Genomic DNA, 24,283 nt, shown 5'->3' with positions numbered 1-24,283 from the left:
TCCAGCGCCGCACCGGCGCGCAGCGCCGGATCATGAGCGGCGCTGGAGCGCCGCGGCCCGGCCGAAGGACATCAGTGGATGTCCGCCGAGTCCTTCATCGCCTGGGCGAGCTTCTCGAAGCTGAAGCCTTTCTTCTTCGAAGCGCCGATGATCACCGCCTCGCGGCGAGCCAGCAGCTTGGCGGCGCCCGCCACCTTCTTGGCGGCATCGAGCGGGACGACCACGGCGCCATGCATATCGGCGTGGATCAGGTCGCCCGACTGGGCCGACATGCCGCAAATGCTGACCGGCACGCCGACATCGACCACATGCACATGGGCGTGGCTGGGCATCACTGTGCCCGCCAGCATCTGGAAGCCCTTGGCGTTCATCGGGATGTCGCGCACCGAGCCGTTGGTGATGACGCCCAGCGCCCCCAGGCCGCGGTGCACGTGGCTGTTGACCTCGCCCCAGAACGAGCCGTAGCCGGGCAGCGCGTCGAGATCCTGCAGCAGGATCACCGACGGCTTGGGACCCTTGTCGACATACTCATACCAGCGCAGCCGCATGGCGCGGTCGTCCTCGGGCTTGCGGAAGGACGGCTCGGCGGCGCGGATCGTGCCGGTGCGGACATAGCCGACGATGGGCGGCAGGTCGGGATAGAGGCAGCGCAGGGGCTGGGTGTTGAAGCCGTGCAGGCGGCGCTGCGGCACCACCAGCTCCAGCGCATTGCACACCGTCGGCGTGTCCAGCGCCTTCAGGGCCCTGAAATCCGCCGCCGTCAACGTCATGTCCTCGGCCATCAACTGTCTCCCACCGATAAGTCATCAGCGCCGCACCTATGCCGCAGCAGCCCCTGCGGCGGCAAGCATTGTCGCCGCCGCCCTTGCCTGGACGCGGCGGCGGCCTGAGACCGTGGCGCGAGGTTGGGGAACGCAAGCCATGACGGTTCTCAGTCAGCATCAGATCGATGCCTTCCGTCGCGACGGCTGCCTCGTCGCGCCCGACGCCGCGGCCCGACCGTAGGCCATCTCGAGGTCAGGCCCGCGCAGCAGCAGATCCGCGGATCATTCCGCCGCCCGGCGCTCGCCCTCGGCGCGCCAGGTGCGCCATTCCGCCAGCGCCTGCTCCATGGTCATGAACACGGCGCCGTGCTCCAGCAGCTTCAGGATCAGGCGCTCCAGCATCATCATGCGATGGCCGCGGCCGACGACATGCGGATGGAACGTGTAGGTGAGGATGCCGCGCTCGCGGATGCGGGTCATGTACACGAAGTCGTCGACGAAGTTCTCCAGCACGTGCGTGGCGTTCGACAAGCCCTGCTGGATCGCGCCGTTGGGATTGCGCATGTACTCGAAGTAGGGGAAGTCGTCGAGCGACCAGCTGATCGGCATCTCGACCAGCGCCGTCTCGCGGCCACGCACGAACGGCTTCTTCAGCTCCACGACATCGCCCTGGCGCGCGAGATAGCAATCGTAGTCGTCGCCCATCAGCGAGCTGTCGTACTGGATGCCGTGCTTGAGCAGCAGCTCGATCGTGTGCGGGCTGAGGTCCCAGGACGGCGAGCGGTAGCCGCGCGCCGGGTGGCCGCTGATCTTCCTGATCGCCTCGTTGCCGCGCACGATCTCTTCCTCTTCCTCGGCGCGGTCGACGGTCGCCGGCGGCCGATGCGTCCAGCCGTGATGGGCCAGCTCGTGGCCGGCATCGACATAGGTCTCGACGCTCCGCCAGGCGCTCTCGATCGTATGCCCAGGCGTGAAGAACGTCCCCTTGACGTTGTAGCGCGCCAGCAGCTCGACAATGCGCGGGATGGCCACGAGATCGAACTCGCCGCGCGAGATCGGCGTCGGCGTGGTCATGCCGCGGGCGATGAAGCCGGACATGTGGTCGTGATCGAACGTGAGGCAGGCGATATGTCGGCGCACGGTGTGTCTCCACGGGCAGTCGCAGGCGCGATAGTCGGATTCTGCGCCGCAGGGCGCAAGGGCCCGACAGCGGCCTGGCCCCGTGCGCCGGGAACCTTGTCCGTGCCGCGCGTGTCGGACATGGTCTACCCGACGCTGCTTCTCGTCGCGGGCATCCTGATCGTCCTGGGCCTTGGCCTCTATCAGAAGCTGAGCGCCAGCGTCGAGAAGGATGTCGAGCACCGCGATCGGCGCGAGGACAAGGACACAGCGGCAACGCCCGATAGTCAGAAGCGCCGATAGGCCTGGCGGCCGTTCAGCCGCGCCGCATGCTGGGCGGCGCGGAGCCGTATCGCAAAACGCAACCCCGTTGCCTTTCCAAGAACCGGCGTTCATGATGCTGCATGGAGGCCACGCATGCGTGCGTGGGATCCGCCGACGAGGACGCTGGGACATCAACCCTTCTCAAGAGCGCCCGTGTGGTGGAACGAGCGTTGGACGGGAGGACGTCGTGGCGGAGGACTGTGCAAGCGGGGGCGCCAACTGCGGCTGCACCGCCGGGCTGTTCGCGGGAAGGGCGCCGTAGCCGATGTCGGCTGCCGAGTCCCTGGCCGACCGTGCCGCGGCATCGCCGATCCTGACCGTCCAGGGCGTCTCCAAGAAGTTCGGCGGCGTGACCGCCGTGCAGGACGTGTCGCTGGAGGTGCCGCGCGGCGCCATCGTCTCCGTGATCGGTCCCAACGGTGCCGGCAAGACATCGCTGCTGAACATGGTGTCGGGCTTCTACCGGCCTGACACCGGCGTCATCGCGCTTGAAGGCGATGCCATAACGACGCTGCGGCCCAGCCAGATCGCGGCGCGCGGCATCGCCCGCACGTTCCAGAACATCGCGCTCTTCAGCGGGCTCACGGTGCTCGACAACCTGATGCTGGGCCGTCACGTGCACATGCGGGCAGGCGTGCTGAGCAGCGCCCTCTATTGGGGGCCGGCCCGCAAGGAGGAGATCGCCCATCGCGAACGCTGCGAGGAGATCATCGAGTTCCTCAAGCTTCAGGACCTGCGCAAGCAGCAGACCGGCGCGCTGTCCTATGGCCTGCGCAAGCGTGTGGAGCTGGGCCGCGCGCTGGCGCTGGAGCCCAAGGTGCTGCTGCTCGACGAGCCGATGGGCGGCATGAACCAGGACGAGAAGGAGGACATGGCGCGCCATGTGCTCGACGTGAACATCGAGCGCGGCGTCACGGTGGTGCTGATCGAGCACGACATGGGTGTGGTGATGGACATCTCCGACCGCGTCTTCGTGCTCGACCGCGGCCGGCGCATCGGCGGCGGCACACCCGAGGAGGTGCAGCGCACGCCGGCGGTTATCCAGGCCTATCTCGGCACATCGAAGGGAGGTGGCCAGACATGAGCCTCGTCGACTCACCCGACACCTGCACCTTGCCCAAGCTGCTGGCGCGCAACGCACGGCAATGGCCGGCCGAGCCGGCCCTGCGCGAGAAGAACCGCGGCATCTGGCAAACCTACAGCTGGGCCGACTACCATGCGCTGGTGCGCGATTTTGCGCTCGGGCTGGCGTCGCTGGGCTTCAAACGCGGCTGGAAGCTGACGGTCGTCGGGGACAACCGCCCGCAACTCTACGCCGCTCAGCTGAGCGCATCGGCGTTGGGCGGCTACTCGGTGCCGGTGTACCAGGACTCGATCGCGGCCGAGCTGGTCTACGTGCTGAACCATGCCGAGGTGTCGGTCATCGTCGCCGAGGACCAGGAGCAGGTCGACAAGGTCCTGTCGCTCAAGGACCAGCTGCCGAGCCTGCGCTGGCTCATCTACGACGATCCACGCGGCATGACGGACTATGCCCGCTATCCGTTCATCAGGTCGTTCCCGGATGTCGTCGAGGCAGGTCGTGCCTTCGGCGCCGCGCAAGCCGGCTTCTTCGAGGCCGAGCTGGGCCAGGGCGGCGCCGACGACGTGACGATGATCGCCTACACCTCGGGCACGACCGGCAACCCCAAGGGTGTGATGTTGACACATCGCAACCTGATCACCATTGCCGAGGCGTTCGTCCAGACCGAAGGCATCCGCCGCGGCGACAATTGGCTGTCGTACCTGCCGATGGCTTGGCTCGGCGATGCCACCTTCACCGTCGGTGTCGGCCTGGTGGCAGGGACCACGGCGAACTGCCCCGAGAGTCCCGAGACGGTGCAGCGCGACCTGCGCGAGCTGGGGCCCAGCGGCCTGGTGGCGCCGCCGCGCATCTGGGAGAACATGCTGACCACGATGCAGGTCAAAGGTGGCGATGCCACGCCGTTCAAGCGCCGGGTTTTCGAGCGCTTGCGCCGTGTCGCCGAGCAGGTCGAGCTGGCGCGGTCGGAGGGGCGGGCGGTGCCATTCGGTCAGCGCCTGGCCTACGCGCTGGGGGAATTCCTGGTCTACGGGCCGGTGCGCGACCAGCTCGGCCTGCGCAACGCCCGCACCTGCTACACCGGCGGCGCGCCGCTGGGCGCCGACAGCTTCCGCTTCTTCCGCGCCTTTGGCATCAACCTCAAGCAGGTGTACGGCGCCACCGAGGCCTCGGCGCTGATCGCCTGCCAGCCCGACACGGAAGCCGACCCCAACTCGGTCGGCCGCACGCTGCCGGGCATCGAGGTGCGGGTCGACGACCGCGGCGAGGTGCTGGTCAACGGCGCGAACGTCTTCAAGGGCTACTTCAAGCAGGACGAGGCCACGCGCGAGACCTTCACCGCCGACGGCTGGCTCAAGACCGGTGATGCCGGCTTCGTCGACCCGCGCGGCCACCTCGTGATCATCGACCGCGCCAAGGACGTGGGCAAGCTGTCGGACGGCACGCCGTTCGCGCCGCAATTCGTCGAGAACAAGCTGAAGTTCAGCCCCTTCATCCGCGAGGCGGTGGCGTTCGGCGACGGCAAGCCGTTCGTGGCCGCAATGATCGCCATCGACATGGGCACCGTCGGCAATTGGGCCGAGCGCCGCAACCTGGCCTACACCAGCTTCATGGACCTCAGCCGCAAGCCGGAGGTGGCGACGCTGATCGGCGAGGAGATCGCGAAGTGTAATGCCACGCTGCCACCCGCGGCTCAGGTCCGCCGCTACCTGCTGCTGAACAAGGAGCTGGATGCCGACGATGCGGAGATGACGCGCACGCGCAAGGTGCGCCGCCGCTTCGTGGCCGAGAAATACGCCGCGGTCATCGATGCCTTCTACAGCGGCGATAGCGAGGTCGAGGTGACGATGGAGATCACCTTCGAGGATGGCCGCAAGTCGACGCTGACATCGACCATCGGGATCCACGGCGCGGCTCCCGCCGCCGCGGCCCGGCAGGCGGCCTAGGAGCGTTCGCGTCATGGAATGGGAATTCACGCTGCTGCTGCTCGTCAACGGCATCCTGATCGGCCTGATGTACGCCCTGATCGCGCTGGGCTTCGTGCTGGTCTACAAGGCGACCGACGCCATCAACTTCGCGCAGGGCGAGTTCGTGATGTCGGCCGGCATCATCGCCGCCGTCGTCGTGGCGGCGTCGACCAGCTTCTTCCTCGGCGTCGTGGTGGCGCTGGCGGCCATGGTCCTGTTCAGCTTCCTGCTCGAGCGCGTCATGCTGCGGCCGCTGCTGGGCCGGCCGATCGTGGCGGTGATCATGGCCACCATCGGACTGGCCGCCCTGCTGCGCGGCCTGCTGCCGCTGGTCTTCGGCGCCGGCACGCGGCCGATCTCGCTGCCGGAGTTCATCGGCGAGGAGCCGATCGCGCTGGGGCCGGTCATGCTGCAGCCGGTCCAGCTCGTGGGCGCCGGCGTGTCGATCCTGTTCCTGGCCGGCTTCAGCTGGTTCTTCCTCAAGAGCCGCATGGGCATCGCCATGCGGGCGGTGGCCGACAACCAGCAGGTCGCCATGGCCATGGGCATCAACGTCGAGCGCTACTTCGCGCTGGCCTGGGCCATGGCCGGCATCGTCTCGGCGCTGGGCGGCGTCGTCTGGGGCTCGATGCTGGGCGTCGACGTGCACCTGGCCCTGGTCGGGCTGAAGGTGTTCCCGGTGGTCATCCTGGGCGGCCTGGATTCGATCATCGGCGCGGTCGTGGGCGGCCTGATCATCGGCATCGTCGAGAACCTGGCGGCCGGCTACATCGACCCCTATGTCGGCGGCGGCACCAAGGATTTCGCCCCCTACGTGGTCATGATCATCGCGCTGATGATCCGGCCCTACGGCATCTTCGGCAAGCGCAAGATCGAGCGCGTCTAGCAGCAGGCGGATCCGGACCATGTTCCATCGCGAGTCGGGCATATTCAAGACGACCTATGCCGCCGACATGGCGCTCTACCCGCTGCCGATCGCCAAGGCCACGGTGGCGGTCATCGCCGCGGCCGTCGTCCTGCTGCCTTTCGTCCTCGGCGCGCTGATGCCGGCGCTGTCCGCCAACTACTACCTGTCGATCATCAACCTGATCTTCATCGCCATCGTCGGCGCGCTGGGCCTGAACATCCTGGTCGGCTACACCGGCCAGATCTCGATCGGCCACGCCGCCTTCATGTCGGTCGGCGCCTACACCGCCGCCAACCTGGCGGTGCGATGGGATCTGCCTTTCTGGATCACGCTGCCGGCCGGTGGCCTGATGGCGGCGCTGATCGGCGCCGTCGTCGGCATCCCCAGCCTGCGCATCAAGGGCCTGTACCTGGCGATCGCGACCCTGGCCGGCCAGCTCATCATCGAATGGACGATCAACCACGTGCCGGCGATCTCGGGCGGGGCCCAGGCCTCGATCGAAGTGCCCAAGCCGCACCTGTTCGGCTACGAGTTCAAGACCCAGGGCCAGCTCTATTTCTTCCTGCTGTTCTTCGTGGCGCTGGCGATCGTGGCGACGCTGAACCTCGTGCGCAGCCGCATAGGGCGCGCCTTCGTCGCCATCCGCGACCAGGACATCGCCGCCGAGATCATCGGCATCAACATCTACCGCTACAAGCTGCTCGCGTTCGCGATCTCCTCGTTCTACGCCGGCGTCACCGGCGTGCTGTACACCTATTACCTGGGCATCGCGAACTACGAGCAGTTCCAGATCGTCGTGTCGATCGACTACCTGGCGATGATCATCATAGGCGGCCTTGGGTCGGTGCTGGGCTCGGTGCTGGGCGCGATCTTCGTGACCCTGTTGCCGATCGCGATCACCTGGATCGTCGAGAGCCTGGGCACGCTGGTGTTCGAGATGCAGCAGATCCAGCACGTCGTCTCGAACGTGCGCGTCATCACCTTCGGGCTGCTGATCATCGTGTTCCTGGTTCTCGAGCCCGAGGGGCTCAACCGCCTGTGGCGCAATATCCGCAACTACTTCCGGGTCTGGCCTTTCTCCTACTGACGCGCCGGGTTCGCCTAAAAAGGACGCACATGCCAAGCAAAGGACTGAAACGGCTTTTCGGCGCAGCGGCGGCGATGGCATTGTCGGGCACGCCGGCCGGCGCGCAGAAGGAGATCACGGTCGGCTTCCAGTCCGACCGGGTCGGCCTTACCCAGACCATCTGCGCAGTGATCTGTCCGGCGTTCCACGACTACATGGCCCTGGTCAACAGCAAGGGCGGCGTCGAGGGCTACAAGATCAAGGTGCTCGAGATCGACACCGAGTACAAGGTGCCGCAGGGCGTCGAAGCCTATGAGCGTATGAAGAAGGAGGGGGCCGTCGCGGTGGCGCTCTACGGCACGGCGATCGTCGCCGCCCTCACGCAGCGCCTCAACGACGACAGGATCCCGGGAACGGCGCCCGGCTTCGGCAACGCCGTCGCCGCCGACGGCAGGCGCTATCCCTACCTGATCCCGATGGCGGCCGGCTACTGGTCGCAGGCCGCCGGCGGCATCCAGTTCGCCAAGCAGGCCCTGGGCGGCAGCCTCAAGGGCAAGAAGATCGGCTATCTCTATATCGACAACCCCGCCGGCCGCGAGCCGCTGCCAATCCTCGAAACGCTGGCCAAGGTCGAAGGCTTCGAGCTCAGGACCTTCGCGGTGCCGGCGCCGGGGCTCGAGCTCGGCGCCCAGGTGCTCGACATCGCGCAGCGCTATCGCGCGGATTTCGTGATGGCGCACCTGTTCGGTCGCTCGCCCTCGGTAGCGATCAAGGAGTTCAAGCGGGTCGGCTATCCGCTCAGCAAGGTGCTGGGCTTCGTCTGGAGCGCCGCCGAAGCCGACGTCGAGGCAGCGGGCGGCTTCGGCGTGGCCGAGGGCTACTACACCGTGCAGTTTGCGGGTGTCGGTCCGGACCATCCGGTGCGGGCGGAAATCGCGGACATGTACAAGAAGGAAGGCAAGCCGGTGCCCCGGGAGCTGGCATCAACGGTCTACTACAATCGCGGTATTGTCTGGGCCGCGGCGCATGTCGAGGCCATCCGCAACGCGGTCAAGGCCAAGGCGGGCGGCATGCCGACAAGCGAGGACGTCAAGAAAGGCTTCGAGACGATCAACGCCAAGAGCCTGGCAGCCGTCGGCGGCATCTCGCCGCCGCTCGAGATCACCGCCGATGACCACGAGGGCGGCGGCTGGGTGCAGATCTTCCAGGTCAAGGGCGGCAAGTTTGTGAAGGCAAGCGAATGGATGCAGGCGTATCGTGACGTGGTGAAGAAGCATCTTGAGGCCGATGCAAAGAGGAACTGAGCGCAGCGTCACAAGCCGGGCCGGCGATGCAAGCAGGCCGATCCGGCGGCGAGAAAATAAAGGGAGGAAAGCATGTCCATCAGTGTAAGTCGTTTTCTGTCCTATGCGCTGGTTGCGGCAGCGACAGGGGTGGCCAGCACGGCTGCCTGGGCGCAGAAGGAGATCGTGGTCGGCGTGCAGTGCGACCGTGTCGGTCCGACCCAGACGGTCAGCACGATCATGTGCCCGGGTTTCCACGACTACATGGCGCTGGTGAATTCGCGCGGCGGCATCGAAGGCTACAAGATCCGGGTCGTCGAGATCGACAACGAGTACAAGGTGCCGCCCGGCGTCGAGGGCTACGAGCGCCAGAAGAAGGAGGGCGCGGTCTCGGTGGCGCTCTACGGCACGCCCATCGTGGCGGCGCTGACCCAGCGCCTGGCCGAGGACAAGATCCCCGGCACGTCGCCGGGCTTCGGCACCGCGGTCGGCGCCGACGGCAAGCGCTATCCGTACTCGTTCCCGATCGCCGCCAGCTACTGGTCGCAGGGCGCGATGGGCGTCAAGTTCGCCAAGGACCGGCTGGGCGGCAGCCTGAAGGGCAAGAAGATCGCCTACCTGTTCTACGACAATCCGGCCGGCAAGGAGCCGCTGCCGATCCTCGAGGACCTGGCCAAGAGCGAGGGCTTCGAGCTCAAGACCTTCGCCGTGCCGGCGCCGGGCGTCGAGATGGGCGCCCAGGTGCTCGACATCGCCCAGCGCTTCCGCGCCGACTTCGTCATTGCGCACCTGTTCGGGCGCGCGCCGTCGGTGTCGATCAAGGAGCTGAAGCGGGTCGGCTACCCGCTCAGCAAGGTGATCAGCTTCGTGTGGGGCTCGGCCGAGGCTGACGTCGAGGCGGCCGGCGGCTACGGCGTCGCCGAGGGCTACTACACGATGCAGTTCGCCGGCGTCGGCAGCGACTACGCCGTGAACAAGGACATCATCGAGATGTACAAGGCACAGGGCAAGCAGCCGCCGAAGGAGATGGCGTCGACCGTCTACTACAACCGCGGCGTCGTGTGGGCGGCCATGCACGTGGTGGCGATGCGCAATGCCATCAAGGCCAAGGGCGGCGCCCAGCCGACCGGCGAGGATGTGAAGAAGGGCTTCGAGTCGGTCACCGCCAAGGACCTCGAGCCGCTGGGCGGGGTGGCGCCGCCGCTCGCCCTCACGCCGGAGGACCACGAGGGCGGCGGCTGGGTCCAGGTGTTCCAGGTCAAGGGCGGCAAGCTGGTCAAGGCGACGGAATGGACCCAGGCCTACCGCGACGTGCTGAAGAAGCACCTGGAAGCCGATGCCAAGAAGGCCGGCGGCTGATACGCCGCGAGGCGGGTCGCTGCCTGACGGCGACCCGCCATCCTGCACCGCCGGCAGCCATCCCGAGCGCAGCGCGGGATCCTGGCGCCCGGCGCGCCACACCCCTGCGACAGGCCGCCCATGCTGAGCTTGAACAACGTTGAGGTCGTCTATGACGGCGTGATCCTGGTCCTGAAGGGCGTCTCGATCACGGTCGGGCAGGGCACGATCACGACCCTGCTGGGGGCCAACGGGGCCGGCAAGACGACGACGTTGAAGGCGATTTCCGGCGTGCTGCGCAGCGAGCGCGGCGAGGTCACCAAGGGTGCGGTGGAGCTCAACGGCCGGCGCATCGACGGCATGCAGGCGTTCGACGTCACGCGCCTGGGGCTGGCCCAGGTGTTCGAAGGCCGCCGTGTCTTCGAGCACCTGACCACGGAGGAGAACCTCGTCGCCGGCGGCCATATTCGCCCCGACATGCGCGAGGTGCGCGAGACCATCGAGCTGGTCTACGGCTATTTCCCGCGCTTGCGCGAGCGCCGTTACCAGCAGTCGGGCTATCTGTCTGGCGGCGAGCAGCAGATGCTGGCGATCGGCCGGGCCCTGATGAGCCGGCCCAAGGTGATCCTGCTCGACGAGCCTTCGCTGGGCCTGGCGCCCATGCTGGTGGAGGAGATCTTCGGCATCGTGCGCAAGCTGGTGCAGAACGAGAACCTGACGGTGCTGCTGGTCGAGCAGAACGCGACCCTGGCGCTGGAGATCGCCGACCACGGCTATGTCATGGAGAACGGCCGCATCGTGCTGGAAGGCTCGGCCGCCAAGCTGCGCGACAACGCCGACATCAAGGAATTCTACCTCGGCCTCAACGAGGTCGGCTCGCGCAAATCCTACCGCGACGTGAAGCACTACAAGCGCCGCAAACGCTGGCTGTCGTAGGCCATACCTTCACATCTTCACCGTCATCCCGAGCGCAGCGAGGGATCTCCCGCGAATGGCGCACCGTGCGTCTTCGCAGGAGATCCCTCGCTGCGCTCGGGATGACAGCAAAAAAAGCCTACAGCGCCGGCTTCAGGCCCAGGGAGGCGATGTAGCTCCAGCGGATCGTGCCGTTGGCGAAGCGCGTGCCCTCGAGATACCGCGCCAGCGCCGCATCGATGCGCTCCCTGGGCAGCGGTAGCGGATCGCCCCAGCGCGCGGGCGGCCGGTCGGCGATGGCGACGATGGCGTCCCAGTCGGCGGGACGGGGGATCGACACCACGGTCGAGGGCGTGTCGAGGTTCTTGTACGTCCAGAAGCTCCAGCCGATGCCGTGGCGCTCCTGCAGCGTGCGGAAGCTTTCATTCCAGTCGTCGGTCAGCTCGCCGGTCTCGCCCAGGAACAGCGGCACGTCATAGCGGTAGCTGAAATCGAGATGGCGCTGGATCGAATCGCGGCGCGTGCTGGCCCAGAAGCTGTGGAACGTGTAGGCGAGGTTGGGCGCGAACGGCCGCCCGAGCATGTCGAAGCTCGAGCTCCACTGGCCGCCGCCGAGGAAGATGATGCGGTGCGGGTCGACCGACCGGATGGCGGCGGTCGCCTCGCGATAGAACGGCTCGAGCTTGCCGTTGAGGTAGGCGACGTCGTGATAGGGCGCGATCGGCTCGTTGAGCAGGTCGTAGCCGAGGATCGTCGGATCGTCGCGATAGCGCGCCGCGATATGGCGCCACAGCTCGATGGTGAGCCGCCGGTGCGCCGGAACATAGAACATCAGCGGATAACCCGGCCCGTCATCGTGGTTGATGCCGGTCTGGCCGCCGGGCGCGGCATGGATGTCGAGCACGACGCGCAGGCCGTGCGCGCGCGCCCAGCCGATGACCCGGTCGAGCAGGGCGTAGCCCTCGCCTTCGAAGCGCGGCGGCGTGGTGGCCGTGACGAAGTGCCGATAGTGCAGCGGGATGCGCACCATGTTGAAGCCGACCGTGGCGATGAAGCGCAGGTCGTCCTCGGCAATGTAATTGTCACGGAAGGTCCGCCAGAAGCGGGCAGCCGCCGCCGGCCCGACCAGGCGCTCGATGGCGCCCTCGATCTGGCGCGGCGCCTTGGCCCGCTCGAACTTGAACATGTAGCCCTCGGGCATCAGCCAGTTGCCGAGGTTGATGCCCTTGAGCAGCAGCGTCGTGCCGTCGGGCGCCACGAAGCGGCGGCCCTCGATGCGCACAAACCCCTCGCTCGGCCGGGCAGCGGCCGGCGGTGGCAGGGTGGCGATGGCGGGCAGGGCAAGGAACAGGCGGCGACGCACAGGCCCCCATGACGTCTTTGTTGCCGGACAGAGTAGATCGCTGCCGGCGTTCGGCGGTAGTAAATACTGGCAAAGCGCGCGCCATCCGGTGTCGCGGCCGCGACATCGCTGGGGGATGCCGCCGATCATGTTCACGGTTTTGTGGGTTGGCCTTTGCGTCGCCGCTCTTATCGCCTTGACAGGCCGGTTCCGCCTGCACCCGCTGATCGCCCTGGCGGGCGTTGTCGTGGCCTTCGGGATTGCCGCCGACATGACCGCCAATTCGGTCGGGCGCGCCTTCGGCATCGGTTTCGTCAACACCTTGGAGCAGGTCGGGCTGGCGCTGGTCGGCGGCGCGATCGCGGCTTCCTTCGTGGCGGGCTCGGGTGCCGCCGCGCGGATCGGGGCCGCCCTGCGCGGCCGCGGCACCGCCCTGCCGCTTGGCCTCGTGGCCGGCGTCGGCGCTTCGCCCATGGCGGCCCTGGCGCTGGCGCAGCCGGTCTTGTCCGCCGCGGGCCCGCGCGCGGCAGTGCCGCTGTCGCTGGCGCTGCTGGCCTCGCACGCGCTGGTGCCGCCGTCGCCCATCGCGATCGCCGGGGCCGCCGTGCTGCGGGCCGATGCCATGGCCGTCGCCGGGATCGGTGCGCCGCTGGCGGTCATCGTTGCCGTCGTCGGCTGGCTGGCCGTACGCCGCGCGCTGCCGGCCGAGCCCGATGCGCCGTCGGAGACCCTTGGCCGCGCGACCCTGCGGGACGGGCTGGTGCTGGCCCTGCCGGTGCTGGTGCCGCTGGCGCTGCTTGTCGTGCAGTCGGTGGCGCAGATCCCCAGCGAGCCGCTGGGCCGCGGCGGCGCACGCGAGCTCTATACCGGCATCAGCCGGCCGCTGATGCTGATGGTGGTCGCGGTCGGCCTGGTGCTGCTGCTGACCTGGCGCTGGGACGAGAAGGCGCTCTCGGAGCGCGGCTGGATGGGCGAGGCGCTGCGCGGCATCGCCGCCACCGTGCTGGTGGTGGGCACCGCCGGCGGCTTCGGCCGCGTGATCGACGAGACCGGCATCCCGACCCTGCTGGCGGAGGACGTGTCGGGCCTGCGGCTGGGCGTGCTGGGGCCGTTCGTCGTGGCGCTGGTGATCAAGACGCTGATGGGCTCGTCGCTGGTCGCGACCTTGAGCGCCGCCGGCATGGTCGAGCCCATGCTGCCGTCGCTGGGATTGGCCGGCGACGGCGGACGCGTGCTCGCGGTGCTGGCGATCGGCGCCGGCGCGATGGCGGTGAGCCACATCAACGACGCCCATTTCTGGCTCACGGCGCACGTCGCGCGGCTCACCCCGGGCCGTACCCTGCACGTCTTCTCGCTGGCCACTGCGATCCAGGCCGTGCTCGCCGTGGCGATCCTCATGCTGCTGTCCCTCGTGCTGCGCTGAGCTCCGGCGCATGCGTGGACGCGTAAGGGGCGAAGGAATTACACTGGCGACCTCGTACAGGAGGCTACCATGGCGGCTGCCGACGACCTCAAGCGCATGATCGCCGACGCCACGCGCATCGTCGGCTTCACCGGTGCCGGCATCTCGACGGAGTCGGGAATCCCCGATTTCCGTTCGCCCGGCGGCATCTGGACGCGCTACCGCCCGATCGACTTCAGCGACTTCATCGCCTCCGAGGATGCCAGGCGCGAGTCGTGGCGGCGCAAGTTCGCGACCGACGCGGTCATGCGCCGGGCGACGCCCAATGCCGGCCATCGCGCGCTGGCACGTCTGGTGGAGCAGGGGCGCATGACCGCCGTGATCACCCAGAATGTCGATGGCCTGCACCAGGCGTCAGGCGTGCCCGACGACATGGTCATCGAGCTGCACGGCAACGCAACCTATGCCGCGTGTCTGGATTGCGGCGAGCGCCATGAGCTGGACTGGGTGCGCACGCTGTTCGAGAAGGACGAGATGCTGCCGGAGTGCACGCAGTGCGGTGGCATCGTCAAGACGGCCACCATCTCCTTCGGCCAGTCGATGCCGGAGATCGAGATGGAGCGTGCGCGAGAGAAGACCATGGCCGCCGATCTGTTCATCGTGCTGGGCAGCTCGCTGGTCGTCTATCCGGCGGCCGCCTTTCCCATGATGGCCAAGCGCAATGGCGCCCGCCTGGTGATCATCAACCGCGACCCGACCGACCAGGACGATTCCGCCGACCTCGTGATCCACGATGAGATCGGCCGCACCATGAGCCGTGCGGTCGGGGTGAATTGAACGAGGGGCACATGGGAAGCTTCTCCATAGTCCACTGGCTGGTCGTGCTGCTGGTGGCGTTCCTGTGGGTCTTCCCGATATGGAAGATACTGGTGCGCACGGGCCGGCCGGGTCCGTTGGCGCTGATCGCGCTGGTGCCGATGCTCGGGCTGGTGCTGCTATGGTGGATCGCGCTGTCGCGCTGGCCAGCCCAGGAGCAGCGCGGCGCCGACACGAATCTGGTGCCGCGTCCCTGACGACCCAAGGCTGCGGACAGCGGTCAATGGGTCGCGACCGCGGCGGCGCACGCATCCGGCCGTGGCCTGTTCCCACGCTTGTCCGGCGGCACGTTGCAGTTGTCGACACGCTGCTCGTCCATCCACTTGGCGCTCAGCCGCTCCTTGCCGGTGAGGGGCGGCTGAGCGGCCGCAGCCGGGGCGGACGTGGCAGCCTGCCGGCCCGGCGGTGGCGTCGGCGCCTGGGCCGCAGCCGGCGCGGACAGGGCGGCGCTCACGGCGAGCGCCCAGGCGGCGGCGCGATGCATCGCGGTCCTCCATCGCTGCTGGGCGCATCCTGGCTCGTGCCGGTGTGGCGGTCACTCCGTTTTCCGCGTCTGAATTGATGCAACGCCGAATGGTTGACAATCACGCGGCCCTGCTTGATATTCAACCATATAGTTTAGGAAAAGAGGTCTCCGATGGACGACGGCTACGGCAAGGTCATCGCCCCCGGCACCGTGCGGCTGGAACGTCTGCTGCCGGGGCCGATCGAGCGGGTATGGGACTACCTCACCGATTCGCAGAAGCGTGGCATGTGGCTGGCCGCCGGCGCCATGGAGCTGCGTGTCGGCGGCCGGGTGGAGCACATCTTCCGCAATGGGACGCTGACCGAGAACGACGACCCGCCGCCGCCGAAATATGTGTCGCACAATGAAGAAAGCCGCATGCAGGGCCGTGTCACGGCCTGCGATCCGCCGCACCTGCTGGCCTATACCTGGGGCGAGGGTGGCATCGCGCCATCCGAGGTGCGTTTCGACCTCAGCGTTCTGGGCACGGAGGTGCTGCTGGTGGTGACGCATAGCCGCCTGACCACCCGCGACGAAACGGTCAGCGTAGCCGGCGGCTGGCATACCCACCTGGGCATCCTGGCCGACCGCCTTGCCGGGCGCATCCCGGCCGGCTTCTGGCGCACGCATGCAAGCGTGGAGGCCGAGTACGAGAAGCGTATTCCGGCGGGATGAGGCGGGGAGGTGCTTCGCGCGGACGGACGGACCGCCATCGCCATGCTGCCGCCGTGCGCGGTCGCCTCTCGCCAAATTCCCCTGATTCGCTAGGATCGTCGTTTGACAGGGCGTTGGAGGGGCCGATGAGCGATATCGTCACCAGTCCGCGCACGAAGGTCCAGCCGAAGACGGAGCGGCCGCGCCTCTACAAGGTCGTTCTCGTCAACGACGACTACACGCCGCGCGAGTTCGTGGTCACCGTGCTGAAGGCTGTGTTCCGGACCAGCGACGATCAGGCCTACCGCATCATGATGACGGCGCACCAGCTCGGCGCCTGTGTCGTGGCGGTGTTCACCAAGGATGTCGCCGAGACCAAGGCGACGGAAGGCACCGATGAGGGGCGGCGCAAGGGCTACCCGCTCATGTTCACGACCGAGCCCGAGGAATGACAAATCTTCGGGCGGAACCTCAGCCCTTCGGCCCGGAGATCACCTCGAGATACCGGTCGCCGGCCCATGGTCCGTTCTTGTCCGGATGCTTGCGCAGCAGGGGCCCGCGTCCGATCAGCTCCTGCAGGGAGTCGACCTTGAAGACGCCCAGGAAGAAGCAGAGCGGCGGGTAGGAGTCGGCGGCGATGCCGCCGGTGTATTTCAGGTTGGAGCCGCCGGGGAAAGGATCAACATACAGGAATTCGGTGGCGGTCGCGTTGCAGCCGACGATCAGGACGGAATGGCCACCGTCGCGGGTAGCCTGCAGGTGGCCTTCGTTCAACATCGATGTCTTGGGCTCGTAGGCGCAGCCGACCACGACTGGGCGTCCGCGCTTGACATGCCGGGCGATCGTCGTCCGCGCCCGGCGCATCACATTGGGATCGTACTCGATGTCGTCGCGGCGGGTCACCCGCCAGACCGCTTTGTGATAGGACGAGTCCGGCTTGTAGTTATGGCTGACAACCGCGCCGATCAGCGCCTCGCCGGCGGCCTTGGCCACCAGTCCGCAGGCGAGCGGCGAGCGATGCGCGGCGACGTTCGCGTCGCTGAACTGGCTAAAGACGTTGTCGTGGACGTTATGGAGCAGGCGCTGGAGCTGGTAGAGCTGTGCCGGCTTGGCGCTGCGGCCGATATCGGCCAGCAGGTCCTTCGTCATGCCCTGGTGGTTCTTGAACTCACCCACCAGCACCTTGAGGGGCCGGGCGCCGGCCTTGTCCTCGTTCCGGCCGGCGATCGTGACGGCACCTTCGCCCACCGCCTTCAGCGCGAAGCGCCGCTTGTTGCTGGTGAAAGGCCGGGCGCTGCGTGGCCGGTCGAGAATCCGGACCTCGACGATCCCCGGCCTGTCCGGCTCGATGTCGCCCAGCAGGCCGGTCGCGCTCCATTGCTCGAGCTCGATCTCGTTGCCGAGATGGATGGCGATCTTCTCGTTCCTGTCTTCCTCGGCAAGCAACCTGGTGCCGTCGGGAAGCTGAAACTGGCTCATGCGGGCTTTCCGTCCGGCATCGTCATCACGATCCTGCCGATGGAGTCGTGGCGTCGTGATGCTGCCGAGACCGGATAGCCGAGCCGTGCGCCGTGGCATATTGCCATTTGGGAATAGCGCTGCGACGCCGACCCTTATGGACAGCGCGGTGTGCTGTCGTCCTTCTCTCCGCCTGCGGAGAGAAGGACGCGGAAGCGACGGACGAGGCGCTACTTGTCCAGCCAGAACGTATCGAAGCGCACGCAGTCGTAGATGCCAAAATACTCGTACGGCACGTGGCCCTTCACATAGTTGTACCAGACGTCGTTGATCTTCTCCCAGCAGATCGGCAGCACCGGCGGGTCCTGTTCCATGATGGCCTCGGCCTGGCGGATCACGGCCAGGCGCTTGGCCGGGTCGACCTCGCGGTCGATCTGCGGCAGCAGGGCGTTGAAGGCGTCGTTGCTCCAGAAGCCGTAGTTCTGCGGCCCGTCCTTGCGATACCAGGCGTTGAAGTAGTCCGACGGGTCGAGCAGGGTCGACACCACGGCGCCGACCGCGAGGTCGAAGTTGCCGGTCTTGATGTCGTCGAACCACACGGACTCCACGACCGTGCGCAGCTTGGTCTCGACGTTCAACGCCTGCTGCCCGGCGTGCCGAAGGCGCGTTCCACCGGGATCGATCCGGCCAGCACCAGGCCCAGCAGGATGCCCGACAGGGTGATCACCGGCAGCAATGCGTTGGGCAGCGCATGCAGCGCGATCACCAGGCGGCCGCTGAGCCCCTTGGCGCGCGCCGTGCGCACGTAGTCCTCGCGGATCACCTCCAGCAGGCTGGAGCGCGCCATGCGCGCGATATAGGCGGCCTGGCCCAGGCCCAGCACGATCGCCGGGCCGATCACGATCTGCAGGTTGGCCCAAGGGTCGGCCGCCAGCGAGGCGCCGGCCATCGGCGCCCGATAGCCGAACCAGAACAGCAGCGCGAGCACGATCAGCATGCCCAGCCAGAAGCCCGGTATCGCCAGGAACAGGATGCTGGCGAAGCGGGCCAGGTTGTCGGCGACGCTGTTGGGCCGCAGGGCGCTTATTATCGCGACCGGGATGCCGACGACCCAAGAGAGCACCACCGAGATCACCGCGATCTCGGCGGTCAGCGGTCCGCGGCGCAGAATCATGTCTGCGACGCTCTCGGAGCGGAAGAACGAGCGGCCGAAATTGCCGCGCAGGATGTCCTGCACCCAGGCCAGGTATTGCGCCCACAGCGGATCGGACAGGCCGAGCTCCGCCATGTAGTGAGCGCGTTCCTTCTCTGTCAGCTTGGTGAAGCCTTCCGGGCCGAAGATCGCGACCAGCGGGTCTCCCGGCAGGATCCGCATCACCATGAAGACCATGATCGACACGGCGACCACGGTCAGGCCGCCGAAAGCCAGGCGTCGCGTGACGTAGCTATACACGGCGTTGCGTCCGGCGCCATCGCGGCGGCTCGAAGCCCATGGGTCGCCTCCCCAGGCGTCCTTGTTCTTGCCCGGCATCATAGGGCCGGTCCGGGCGCGGGCGCCACTCCCCGACAGGGATGCGGCTAGTGCCCCGTCCTTGCATCCGGCAAGGCTGCAGCCGACAGTGCAGCCACAAGACGATGGGGGAGAGCAGATTTTGGCGGAAAGCCCGGCAGGTCAGGACGGGGGCATTGGCAGCGATGCGCTGCCGGCTGGCGCGCGTATCGGTGCTTACGTCGTCGCGACGGTGCTGGGCCGTGGCGATTCAAGCATCACCTATCAGGCCCGTGACACGGCGCACGACCGCAATGTCGCGCTCCGGGAGCACCTGCCTGGCGCGCTCGTGGCGCGTCAGCCCGATGGCCAAGTGTCGCCGCGTGCCCTTGCGGCGGCCGAGGACTTCCGGCGCGGCCGCGATCGGTTGCTCGCCGAGGCGGAAGCAGAGATCCGCGCCGCCCTGAACGACATCCCCGGCATCGTCAGCGTGATCGACACGCAGCAGGCCAACGGCACTGTCTATCTGGTCACGCCGCTGGCATCCGGCGAGTCGCTGCAGGCGCGGCTGCAGCGTGATCGCCGCCTGTCGCGGCTGGCGATCGAGCGCATTGTGGCGCCCATGCTCGACAGTCTGGAAGGCCTGCACGCCAGGGGCATCCTGCATCGCGACGTTCGGCCGGCCGCCATCGTCATCGACCGCACCGATCAGCCGCAGCTGATCCACACTGGCGCGCCGGCGGCGCCCGAGCCCGCCTACGCGGCGCCGGAGCAGGTGACGACGGCGCAGCCGGGACCGTGGAGCGATATCTACGCCCTGGGCGCGACGCTCTACCATTGCGTCGCCGGCGTGCCGCCGCCCGCTTCTGTCGACCGTCTGCGCCACGACACTCTGGTGCCGGCCGCGCGGGCGGCGCAGGGCCACTACCCGCCTGCGCTGCTGTCCGCCGTAGACGCTGCCTTGCGGCTGGCTGCGGCCGAACGCCCCCAGTCAATCGCCGACTGGCGGCGCCTGATGCAGGCAGCGCCGGTGCCGCCGGCCTCGAGCAAGCAGCCACGGTCGGCGCGGGGGCGCGCAGGCGGCCGCCGGCAGGATCCGCGTCGCCCGGGCACACCGTCCAACGCACCGCTCTGGCTGGCCTTCGTCCTGCTGGTTTTCTGCTTGGCCGGCACCGGCACCTATGCCTGGCTGCGGGCCGAGCACGCGGTCGGCGCCAAACGCGCCCAGGAGCAGGAAGCGGCCGCTGCCGAGGCCAAGGCGCGCGCCGATGCTGTGGCCGCGCGCAAGGCCCAGGAAGCAGCGGTGGCCTGGGCCGAGCTGCGAAACAGCACCGACGCGGCGCGGCTGCGTTCCTTCGCCGACCAGTTCCCAGGCACGCAAGAGGCCGGACAGGCGCGGGCCCGGGCGCGTGATCTCGAGGCGGCGGCGAAACGGCAGGCCGAGATTGAGGCCGCGCGCCGAGAGGCGGCGGCGAAGGCCGAGCGGGCGCAGGCCGCAACGGCGGGTTGGGCCGAGCTGCAGGCCAGCGAGGATCCGGTGCAGCTGCGCGCGTTCGCCGACCGGTTCGCCGGCCTGCCCGAAGCAAAGCTGGCCCTGGAGCGCGCCGACACGGTCGAGGCGTCGACGCGCAAGGCGGTCACCCGATCAGAGCGGCGCCAGGATGAGCCGGTCCTGCCCGATTCGCCACGCCGCGACAGTTCCCGCGATGTCTCATACGACGACGGCAGCCGCTACGTCGGCAACTTCGCCCGCGGCCTGCGCAACGGCGAGGGCACCTACACCTACGCCAACGGCGATCGCTATGTCGGCGTATGGCTGGACGGCGACATGCACGGCCACGGCGTCTACACCTTTGCCGATGGTGGCCGCTACGAGGGCGAGTGGCGCCACGACAAGATGCATGGCCATGGCGTCAGGGTGTGGGCCGACGGCGACCGCTATGACGGCGAATGGCGCGACGACAAGAAGCACGGGCTGGGCACCTACATCTCGGCCAATGGCGAGCGCTACGATGGCGAATGGGTGGACGATGCCATGCACGGCCATGGCGTCTATACCTGGGCTGACGGCAGCCGCTACGAAGGCGAATGGCAGAACGACCGCGCGCATGGTTACGGTACGCGGCGGGACCCGGACGGCGCGGTTTTCACCGGTGCCTGGCGCGACGGCTGCTTCACGGAAGGCACGCGCGCCGTTGCGGTCGGCGTTCCCCTCAAGGATTGCGAACGCTGACCGGTTCGAAGAGCCACGCCCGCTTGCCGGCAACTCGGCAACGGCTGACGCTGCGGTCGGGCAGATTTCTTGAAAGAAACCGGCGCCCTGGGCATGACCGGCAAACAATCGATCGACGGCCGATGCATAGCTCTATTTGCGTGCCGAGAGGGGACCTGGAAATCTTTACCTCGCGGTGGATGTGTCCCGTGGTGCCCACGAGCACCGCTCTTGGGAGCAGCGGTAGTCGTCATTCTCCTGATGCGCGGTATGAAAGAGCCGCCAAATGGATCACAATAAATTTTCTTCAAGCATTTGGGCTGACCCTGTCCTGACATGGTGTCGGCACTGGTAGTGACTGCAAAAATCGGCTATTCTTCCATGACCGGCGTAAGGGGGGCTTCGGGATCCGAGGCAAGCAACGTCGGCGTGCAAGGGGATGGCCGCGAGCCGATTGACAGCGCAGCCCATCTCAGAATCGAAAATTCCAACTCGGCCGATCCGTGCAAGGCGGGCCGCTGGGATGCGAGCATGCAATCACCTATGATTGACGAATATGGAGCATGACACCGATCAACCTGAAACCGAACAGACAGCAGTTTGGGTACGTATGGTTGAGCGCAAGCATCGCGCCGAACTGTTCTGAGTGCGCATAGTTCATTCAAAGAAGAATATCTGAAAGACCATCCTCCGGTGATGCAACGTCGAGGTATTGAGCGAGCAGCGAGAAGATCGTCTGTTCTGCTATCGGAGACGTTTCAGAATGCGTCAGCCAATAGAAACCGTCCCGAAGGATGGGACATTTGTTATCCTGGATGATGGCGTCAATTATGACGTCGCCCGCTGGGTCGCCGAGCGGCGGATCTGGATCGACGAGAATGGCGAGCCCTGCAAGCTAAGCGCGACGCACTGGCTACCGTATTCTCAGTGGCTGTATGGGCTGCATGCGCACGCGGGCAGCGCTTCGGACGAGGCGGCCGGAACAGAGCGTACGCGCCTGCATGACTTCCTGCTGTCGTCGAGCCGTGCCATGCCGCAGCGCCTGACGCTGGTCAGCGCTACGCTGCCGCCGGCGCCCATGGCGGTGAACCGCTCGTTGGCAGCGATCGCTGCAACCACGGCGAAAGCCATGCGCGAAGGCACCATGCAGGCGGCGCGCAGGCTGGCCGTGCCGGCGATCGCGGTCGGCTCGCTGGCGTCCGGTGTCGCCGGCACCTATTTTTATGGAGATATTGCGGGCTACGTCGAAGCGCATTCACGGTCCAGCGCCGATGCCAGCGAGGCGACACCGGGCAGGATGATCCCGGCAAAGGATGCCGAAGAGCTGCGGCAGTCCCTGCAGCGCGAGCATGAGCGGGCAGAGGCGCTGGCGCGCGATCTGGCGGCGGCACGTCAGGAGATGCAGGCGCAGGCGGCACAGTCGAGCAAGGCGGGCGATGCCGCCGTCCTGGCGCGGCAGGCAGGAGAGCACGCTGCTGCGGAGCTGCGCGAGGCGCTGCGGCAGGAGCACGACCGCGCCGAAACACTGGCACGCGACCTGGCGGCGGCGCGCGGGGAGATGCAGGCGCAGGCGGCGCAATCGAGCAGGGCGGGCGACGATGCCACGCAGTCCAGGCATGCGGCAGAACGCACCGCCGCCGAGCTGCGCCAGGCGCTGCAGCAGGAGCGCGAGCGCGGCGAGGTCCTGGCCGGCCAGCTGGCGGCTGCACGCGACCAGATCCATGCGCTGTCAGTCACGGCCAAGGAGGGCGGCGAGGCCGCCCAGGCCAAGCTGACAGCAACGGAAAGGGCTGCAGCCGAAGCCAGGCAAGGCATGCAGGCGGAGCACGACCGCGCCGAAGCGCTGGCGCGCGACCTGGCCGCTGCACGCCGTGAGATCGAGGCGCAAGTCGCGCTTGTTGCCAAGGCCAATGACGATGCGGCGCAGGTCAAGCGCACCATCGCCGGCATCGCAGCCGACCTTCGAGAGGGGCTGCAGCAGGAGCGTGCGCGGGCGGAGGCGCTATCGCGCGAGCTGGCGCTGGTGCGCGGCGAGATGGAAGCGCAGGCGGCGCAGCCCGCCAGCATGGCGGCGCATGCCCAGCTGGCGGCTGCAGAGCGGACCGCGGCCGAGATGCGGCAGAGCCTGCAAGAGGCGCGCGCGCGGGCCGACACCCTGGCCCGTGAGCTGGCGCAGGCGCGCGACCAGATGACGGCGCAAGCGGCGCAGTCCAGCAAGGCGGGTGACGCGGCCGAGCGCGCGGCGGCGGAGGCACGGCAAGGCATGAAGCAGGTGCGCGACGGCGCCGAGGCGCTGGCGCAGGAGCTGGCGCTGGTGCGCGGCGAGATGGTCGCGCAGGCAGCCTTGTCGGGCAAAGCCGGCGATGCAGCGGCGCGGTCCGTGCAGGAAGCGCAGCAGGCCGCGGCCGAAGCGCGCCAGGGCTTGCAGCAGGCGCGCGACAGAGCCGATGCCCTGGCGCGCGACCTGGTGACGGCGCGGCGTGAGAGCGAGGCGAATGCGACGCGCGCCGCCAGCGCTGGCGACGAGGCACGGGAGCTGCGGCAGGCGGCTGCCGGCGCCAAGGCGGAGCTGCAGCAGGCATTGGCGCAGGAGCGCGAGCGCGCCGCGACGCTGGCGCGTGATCTTGTCGCTGCCCGGCAGGACCTGCAGGCGCAGGCGGCACTGTCGAGCAAGACAGGGGATGAGGCCACGCAGGCCAGGCAGGCGGCCGAGCGCGTCGCTGCGGAGCTGCGTGTCGCGATGCAGCAGCAGCGCGACCGCGCCGAGGGGCTGTCGCGCGAGCTGGCCATGGCGCGCGGTGAGATGCAAGCCCAGGCGGCGCTGTCCGGCACGGCGGGTGGCGAAGCCATGCAGGCGCGACAGGCAGCCGAACGTGAAGCGGCTGCAGCGCAGCAGGCCCTGCGGCAGGAGCGCGAGCGGGCTGCGGCATTGGCGCAAGAGCTTGTGGCGGCACAGCAGGCGGTCAGCGCCCATGCCGCGCGCGAGCGCGACATCGCCGCCCAGGTCGACCTGATGCGGAAAGCCGCGGAGGCAGCGGCAGCCGAATACCGGCAGGCGCTGGCGCAGGAACGGGAGCGCCACCGCATGCAGCAGACGCCGGTGCTGCCGCAGCCGGATGCTGGTGGCGGGACGGATGGCATTCGCAGCGTGGCGGCGGGGCCGGCTGACGTCGCCGGCTCCCGGCCGGCACCGGTCGATGCACGGCCGGCGCGGGCGCCGTCGGCGCAGGACAGCCCGGACGTTGGCAGGCTGATGGTGCGCGCCAGCGGATTGCTGAGCCAGGGCGACATCGGCTCGGCGCGCGCCATGCTCGAGCGCGCTGCCGAGATGGGCAGCGTCCGGGCGGTCTTCGCGCTCGCGGAGACATACGATCCGCTGATCCTGTCGACATGGCGGACCTATGGAACGCGCGGGGATGCGGCCAAGGCACGGGAGCTCTATGCGAAGGCGCACGCCGGAGGGGTCGCCGAGGCGACGGCCCGGCTCGAGGCGCTGCGCCGGGAGCCATGAGGCTCGCAGCCCGCCGTGCGCGGGCAGGGCATATCGGGGGCAATTTGGGGATCAAGCAAGACGGTCCGGGGGG

General features: G+C 68.1%; 22 protein-coding genes. 15 read left to right on the top strand and 7 right to left on the bottom strand.

Features of this window, described 5'->3' with window-relative positions; translation table 11 throughout:
* Positions 1-71: 71 nt before the first annotated feature.
* Both FHP25_RS01755 and FHP25_RS01750 read right to left on the bottom strand, forming a co-directional pair.
* On the bottom strand, positions 72-782 hold the full coding sequence (locus tag FHP25_RS01755; RefSeq protein WP_231712169.1) for an RraA family protein: 711 nt from the start codon (positions 780-782) through the stop codon (positions 72-74).
* Between the two features lie 264 nt (positions 783-1,046).
* Positions 1,047-1,904, bottom strand: coding sequence for a polysaccharide deacetylase family protein (locus FHP25_RS01750; RefSeq protein WP_147845148.1), 858 nt, complete (start codon positions 1,902-1,904; stop codon positions 1,047-1,049).
* Positions 1,905-2,006: 102 nt separating this feature from the next.
* Here FHP25_RS01750 and FHP25_RS01745 point away from each other — a divergent pair, with 102 nt between their 5' ends.
* The 8 genes from FHP25_RS01745 (at position 2,007) to FHP25_RS01710 (ending at position 10,782) form a co-directional block, all read left to right on the top strand.
* A complete protein-coding gene (locus FHP25_RS01745) occupies positions 2,007-2,186 on the top strand; it encodes a hypothetical protein (RefSeq protein WP_147845147.1) in 180 nt (59 codons plus the stop codon).
* A 286-nt stretch (positions 2,187-2,472) separates the two neighbouring features.
* Positions 2,473-3,291, top strand: a complete 819-nt coding sequence (locus FHP25_RS01740; RefSeq protein WP_147845146.1) for an ABC transporter ATP-binding protein — start codon at positions 2,473-2,475, stop codon at positions 3,289-3,291.
* Positions 3,288-5,231, top strand: a complete 1,944-nt coding sequence (locus tag FHP25_RS01735) for an AMP-binding protein (RefSeq protein ID WP_147845145.1) — start codon at positions 3,288-3,290, stop codon at positions 5,229-5,231. The genes FHP25_RS01740 and FHP25_RS01735 overlap by 4 nt, the downstream gene beginning before the upstream one ends.
* A gap of 13 nt (positions 5,232-5,244) precedes the next feature.
* Positions 5,245-6,138, top strand: coding sequence for a branched-chain amino acid ABC transporter permease (locus tag FHP25_RS01730; protein WP_147845144.1), 894 nt, complete (start codon positions 5,245-5,247; stop codon positions 6,136-6,138).
* A 19-nt stretch (positions 6,139-6,157) separates the two neighbouring features.
* Positions 6,158-7,246, top strand: a complete 1,089-nt coding sequence (locus FHP25_RS01725; RefSeq protein WP_147845143.1) for a branched-chain amino acid ABC transporter permease — start codon at positions 6,158-6,160, stop codon at positions 7,244-7,246.
* 29 nt (positions 7,247-7,275) lie between these two features.
* Positions 7,276-8,529 carry an ABC transporter substrate-binding protein gene (locus tag FHP25_RS01720; RefSeq protein WP_147845142.1) on the top strand — a complete coding sequence of 418 codons (1,254 nt, stop codon included), beginning with the start codon at positions 7,276-7,278 and terminating at the stop codon, positions 8,527-8,529.
* A 72-nt stretch (positions 8,530-8,601) separates the two neighbouring features.
* Complete coding sequence (locus FHP25_RS01715) at positions 8,602-9,867, top strand: ABC transporter substrate-binding protein (protein WP_147845141.1); 1,266 nt, start codon at positions 8,602-8,604, stop codon at positions 9,865-9,867.
* Positions 9,868-9,987: 120 nt separating this feature from the next.
* Positions 9,988-10,782: an ABC transporter ATP-binding protein gene (locus tag FHP25_RS01710; protein ID WP_147845140.1), complete on the top strand. Its 795-nt coding sequence runs from the start codon at positions 9,988-9,990 to the stop codon at positions 10,780-10,782.
* A gap of 118 nt (positions 10,783-10,900) precedes the next feature.
* Here FHP25_RS01710 and FHP25_RS01705 read toward each other — a convergent pair whose 3' ends face one another.
* A complete protein-coding gene (locus FHP25_RS01705) occupies positions 10,901-12,124 on the bottom strand; it encodes a glycoside hydrolase family 5 protein (RefSeq protein ID WP_178133210.1) in 1,224 nt (407 codons plus the stop codon).
* Between the two features lie 127 nt (positions 12,125-12,251).
* Between FHP25_RS01705 and FHP25_RS01700 the strand changes: the two genes are divergently transcribed.
* The 3 genes from FHP25_RS01700 (at position 12,252) to FHP25_RS01690 (ending at position 14,578) form a co-directional block, all read left to right on the top strand.
* Complete coding sequence (locus FHP25_RS01700) at positions 12,252-13,526, top strand: GntP family permease (protein WP_178133209.1); 1,275 nt, start codon at positions 12,252-12,254, stop codon at positions 13,524-13,526.
* 69 nt (positions 13,527-13,595) lie between these two features.
* Positions 13,596-14,342, top strand: coding sequence for an SIR2 family NAD-dependent protein deacylase (locus tag FHP25_RS01695; RefSeq protein ID WP_218578123.1), 747 nt, complete (start codon positions 13,596-13,598; stop codon positions 14,340-14,342).
* Positions 14,343-14,353: 11 nt separating this feature from the next.
* A complete protein-coding gene (locus FHP25_RS01690; RefSeq protein ID WP_147845137.1) occupies positions 14,354-14,578 on the top strand; it encodes a Sec-independent protein translocase family protein in 225 nt (74 codons plus the stop codon).
* Between the two features lie 23 nt (positions 14,579-14,601).
* Here FHP25_RS01690 and FHP25_RS01685 read toward each other — a convergent pair whose 3' ends face one another.
* Positions 14,602-14,865: a hypothetical protein gene (locus FHP25_RS01685; RefSeq protein ID WP_147845136.1), complete on the bottom strand. Its 264-nt coding sequence runs from the start codon at positions 14,863-14,865 to the stop codon at positions 14,602-14,604.
* Positions 14,866-15,018: 153 nt separating this feature from the next.
* Here FHP25_RS01685 and FHP25_RS01680 point away from each other — a divergent pair, with 153 nt between their 5' ends.
* Positions 15,019-15,561, top strand: coding sequence for an SRPBCC family protein (locus tag FHP25_RS01680; protein ID WP_147845135.1), 543 nt, complete (start codon positions 15,019-15,021; stop codon positions 15,559-15,561).
* A 125-nt stretch (positions 15,562-15,686) separates the two neighbouring features.
* A complete protein-coding gene (clpS, locus tag FHP25_RS01675) occupies positions 15,687-15,992 on the top strand; it encodes an ATP-dependent Clp protease adapter ClpS (RefSeq protein WP_147845134.1) in 306 nt (101 codons plus the stop codon).
* A gap of 19 nt (positions 15,993-16,011) precedes the next feature.
* On the opposite strand, the gene FHP25_RS01670 is transcribed toward clpS, so the two are convergent.
* The 3 genes from FHP25_RS01670 to FHP25_RS01660 form a co-directional block, all read right to left on the bottom strand.
* Positions 16,012-17,019, bottom strand: coding sequence for a cysteine peptidase family C39 domain-containing protein (locus tag FHP25_RS01670; protein ID WP_147845133.1), 1,008 nt, complete (start codon positions 17,017-17,019; stop codon positions 16,012-16,014).
* 209 nt (positions 17,020-17,228) lie between these two features.
* Positions 17,229-17,636, bottom strand: a complete 408-nt coding sequence (locus FHP25_RS01665) for a periplasmic substrate-binding domain-containing protein (RefSeq protein WP_147845132.1) — start codon at positions 17,634-17,636, stop codon at positions 17,229-17,231.
* Positions 17,633-18,451: an ABC transporter permease gene (locus FHP25_RS01660; RefSeq protein ID WP_178133208.1), complete on the bottom strand. Its 819-nt coding sequence runs from the start codon at positions 18,449-18,451 to the stop codon at positions 17,633-17,635. The genes FHP25_RS01665 and FHP25_RS01660 overlap by 4 nt, the downstream gene beginning before the upstream one ends.
* Before the next feature lie 199 nt (positions 18,452-18,650).
* Here FHP25_RS01660 and FHP25_RS01655 point away from each other — a divergent pair, with 199 nt between their 5' ends.
* On the top strand, positions 18,651-20,720 hold the full coding sequence (locus tag FHP25_RS01655; RefSeq protein ID WP_178133207.1) for a protein kinase domain-containing protein: 2,070 nt from the start codon (positions 18,651-18,653) through the stop codon (positions 20,718-20,720).
* Between the two features lie 1,009 nt (positions 20,721-21,729).
* Positions 21,730-24,210 carry a coiled-coil domain-containing protein gene (locus FHP25_RS01645; RefSeq protein WP_147845128.1) on the top strand — a complete coding sequence of 827 codons (2,481 nt, stop codon included), beginning with the start codon at positions 21,730-21,732 and terminating at the stop codon, positions 24,208-24,210.
* Positions 24,211-24,283 lie beyond the last annotated feature (73 nt).

Origin of the sequence: Vineibacter terrae, assembly GCF_008039615.1 — a bacterium.
GTDB lineage: Bacteria > Pseudomonadota > Alphaproteobacteria > Reyranellales > Reyranellaceae > Vineibacter > Vineibacter terrae.
The sequence above is the reverse complement of the archived record's forward strand: the minus strand, read 5'-3'. Positions and strand labels throughout refer to the sequence as shown.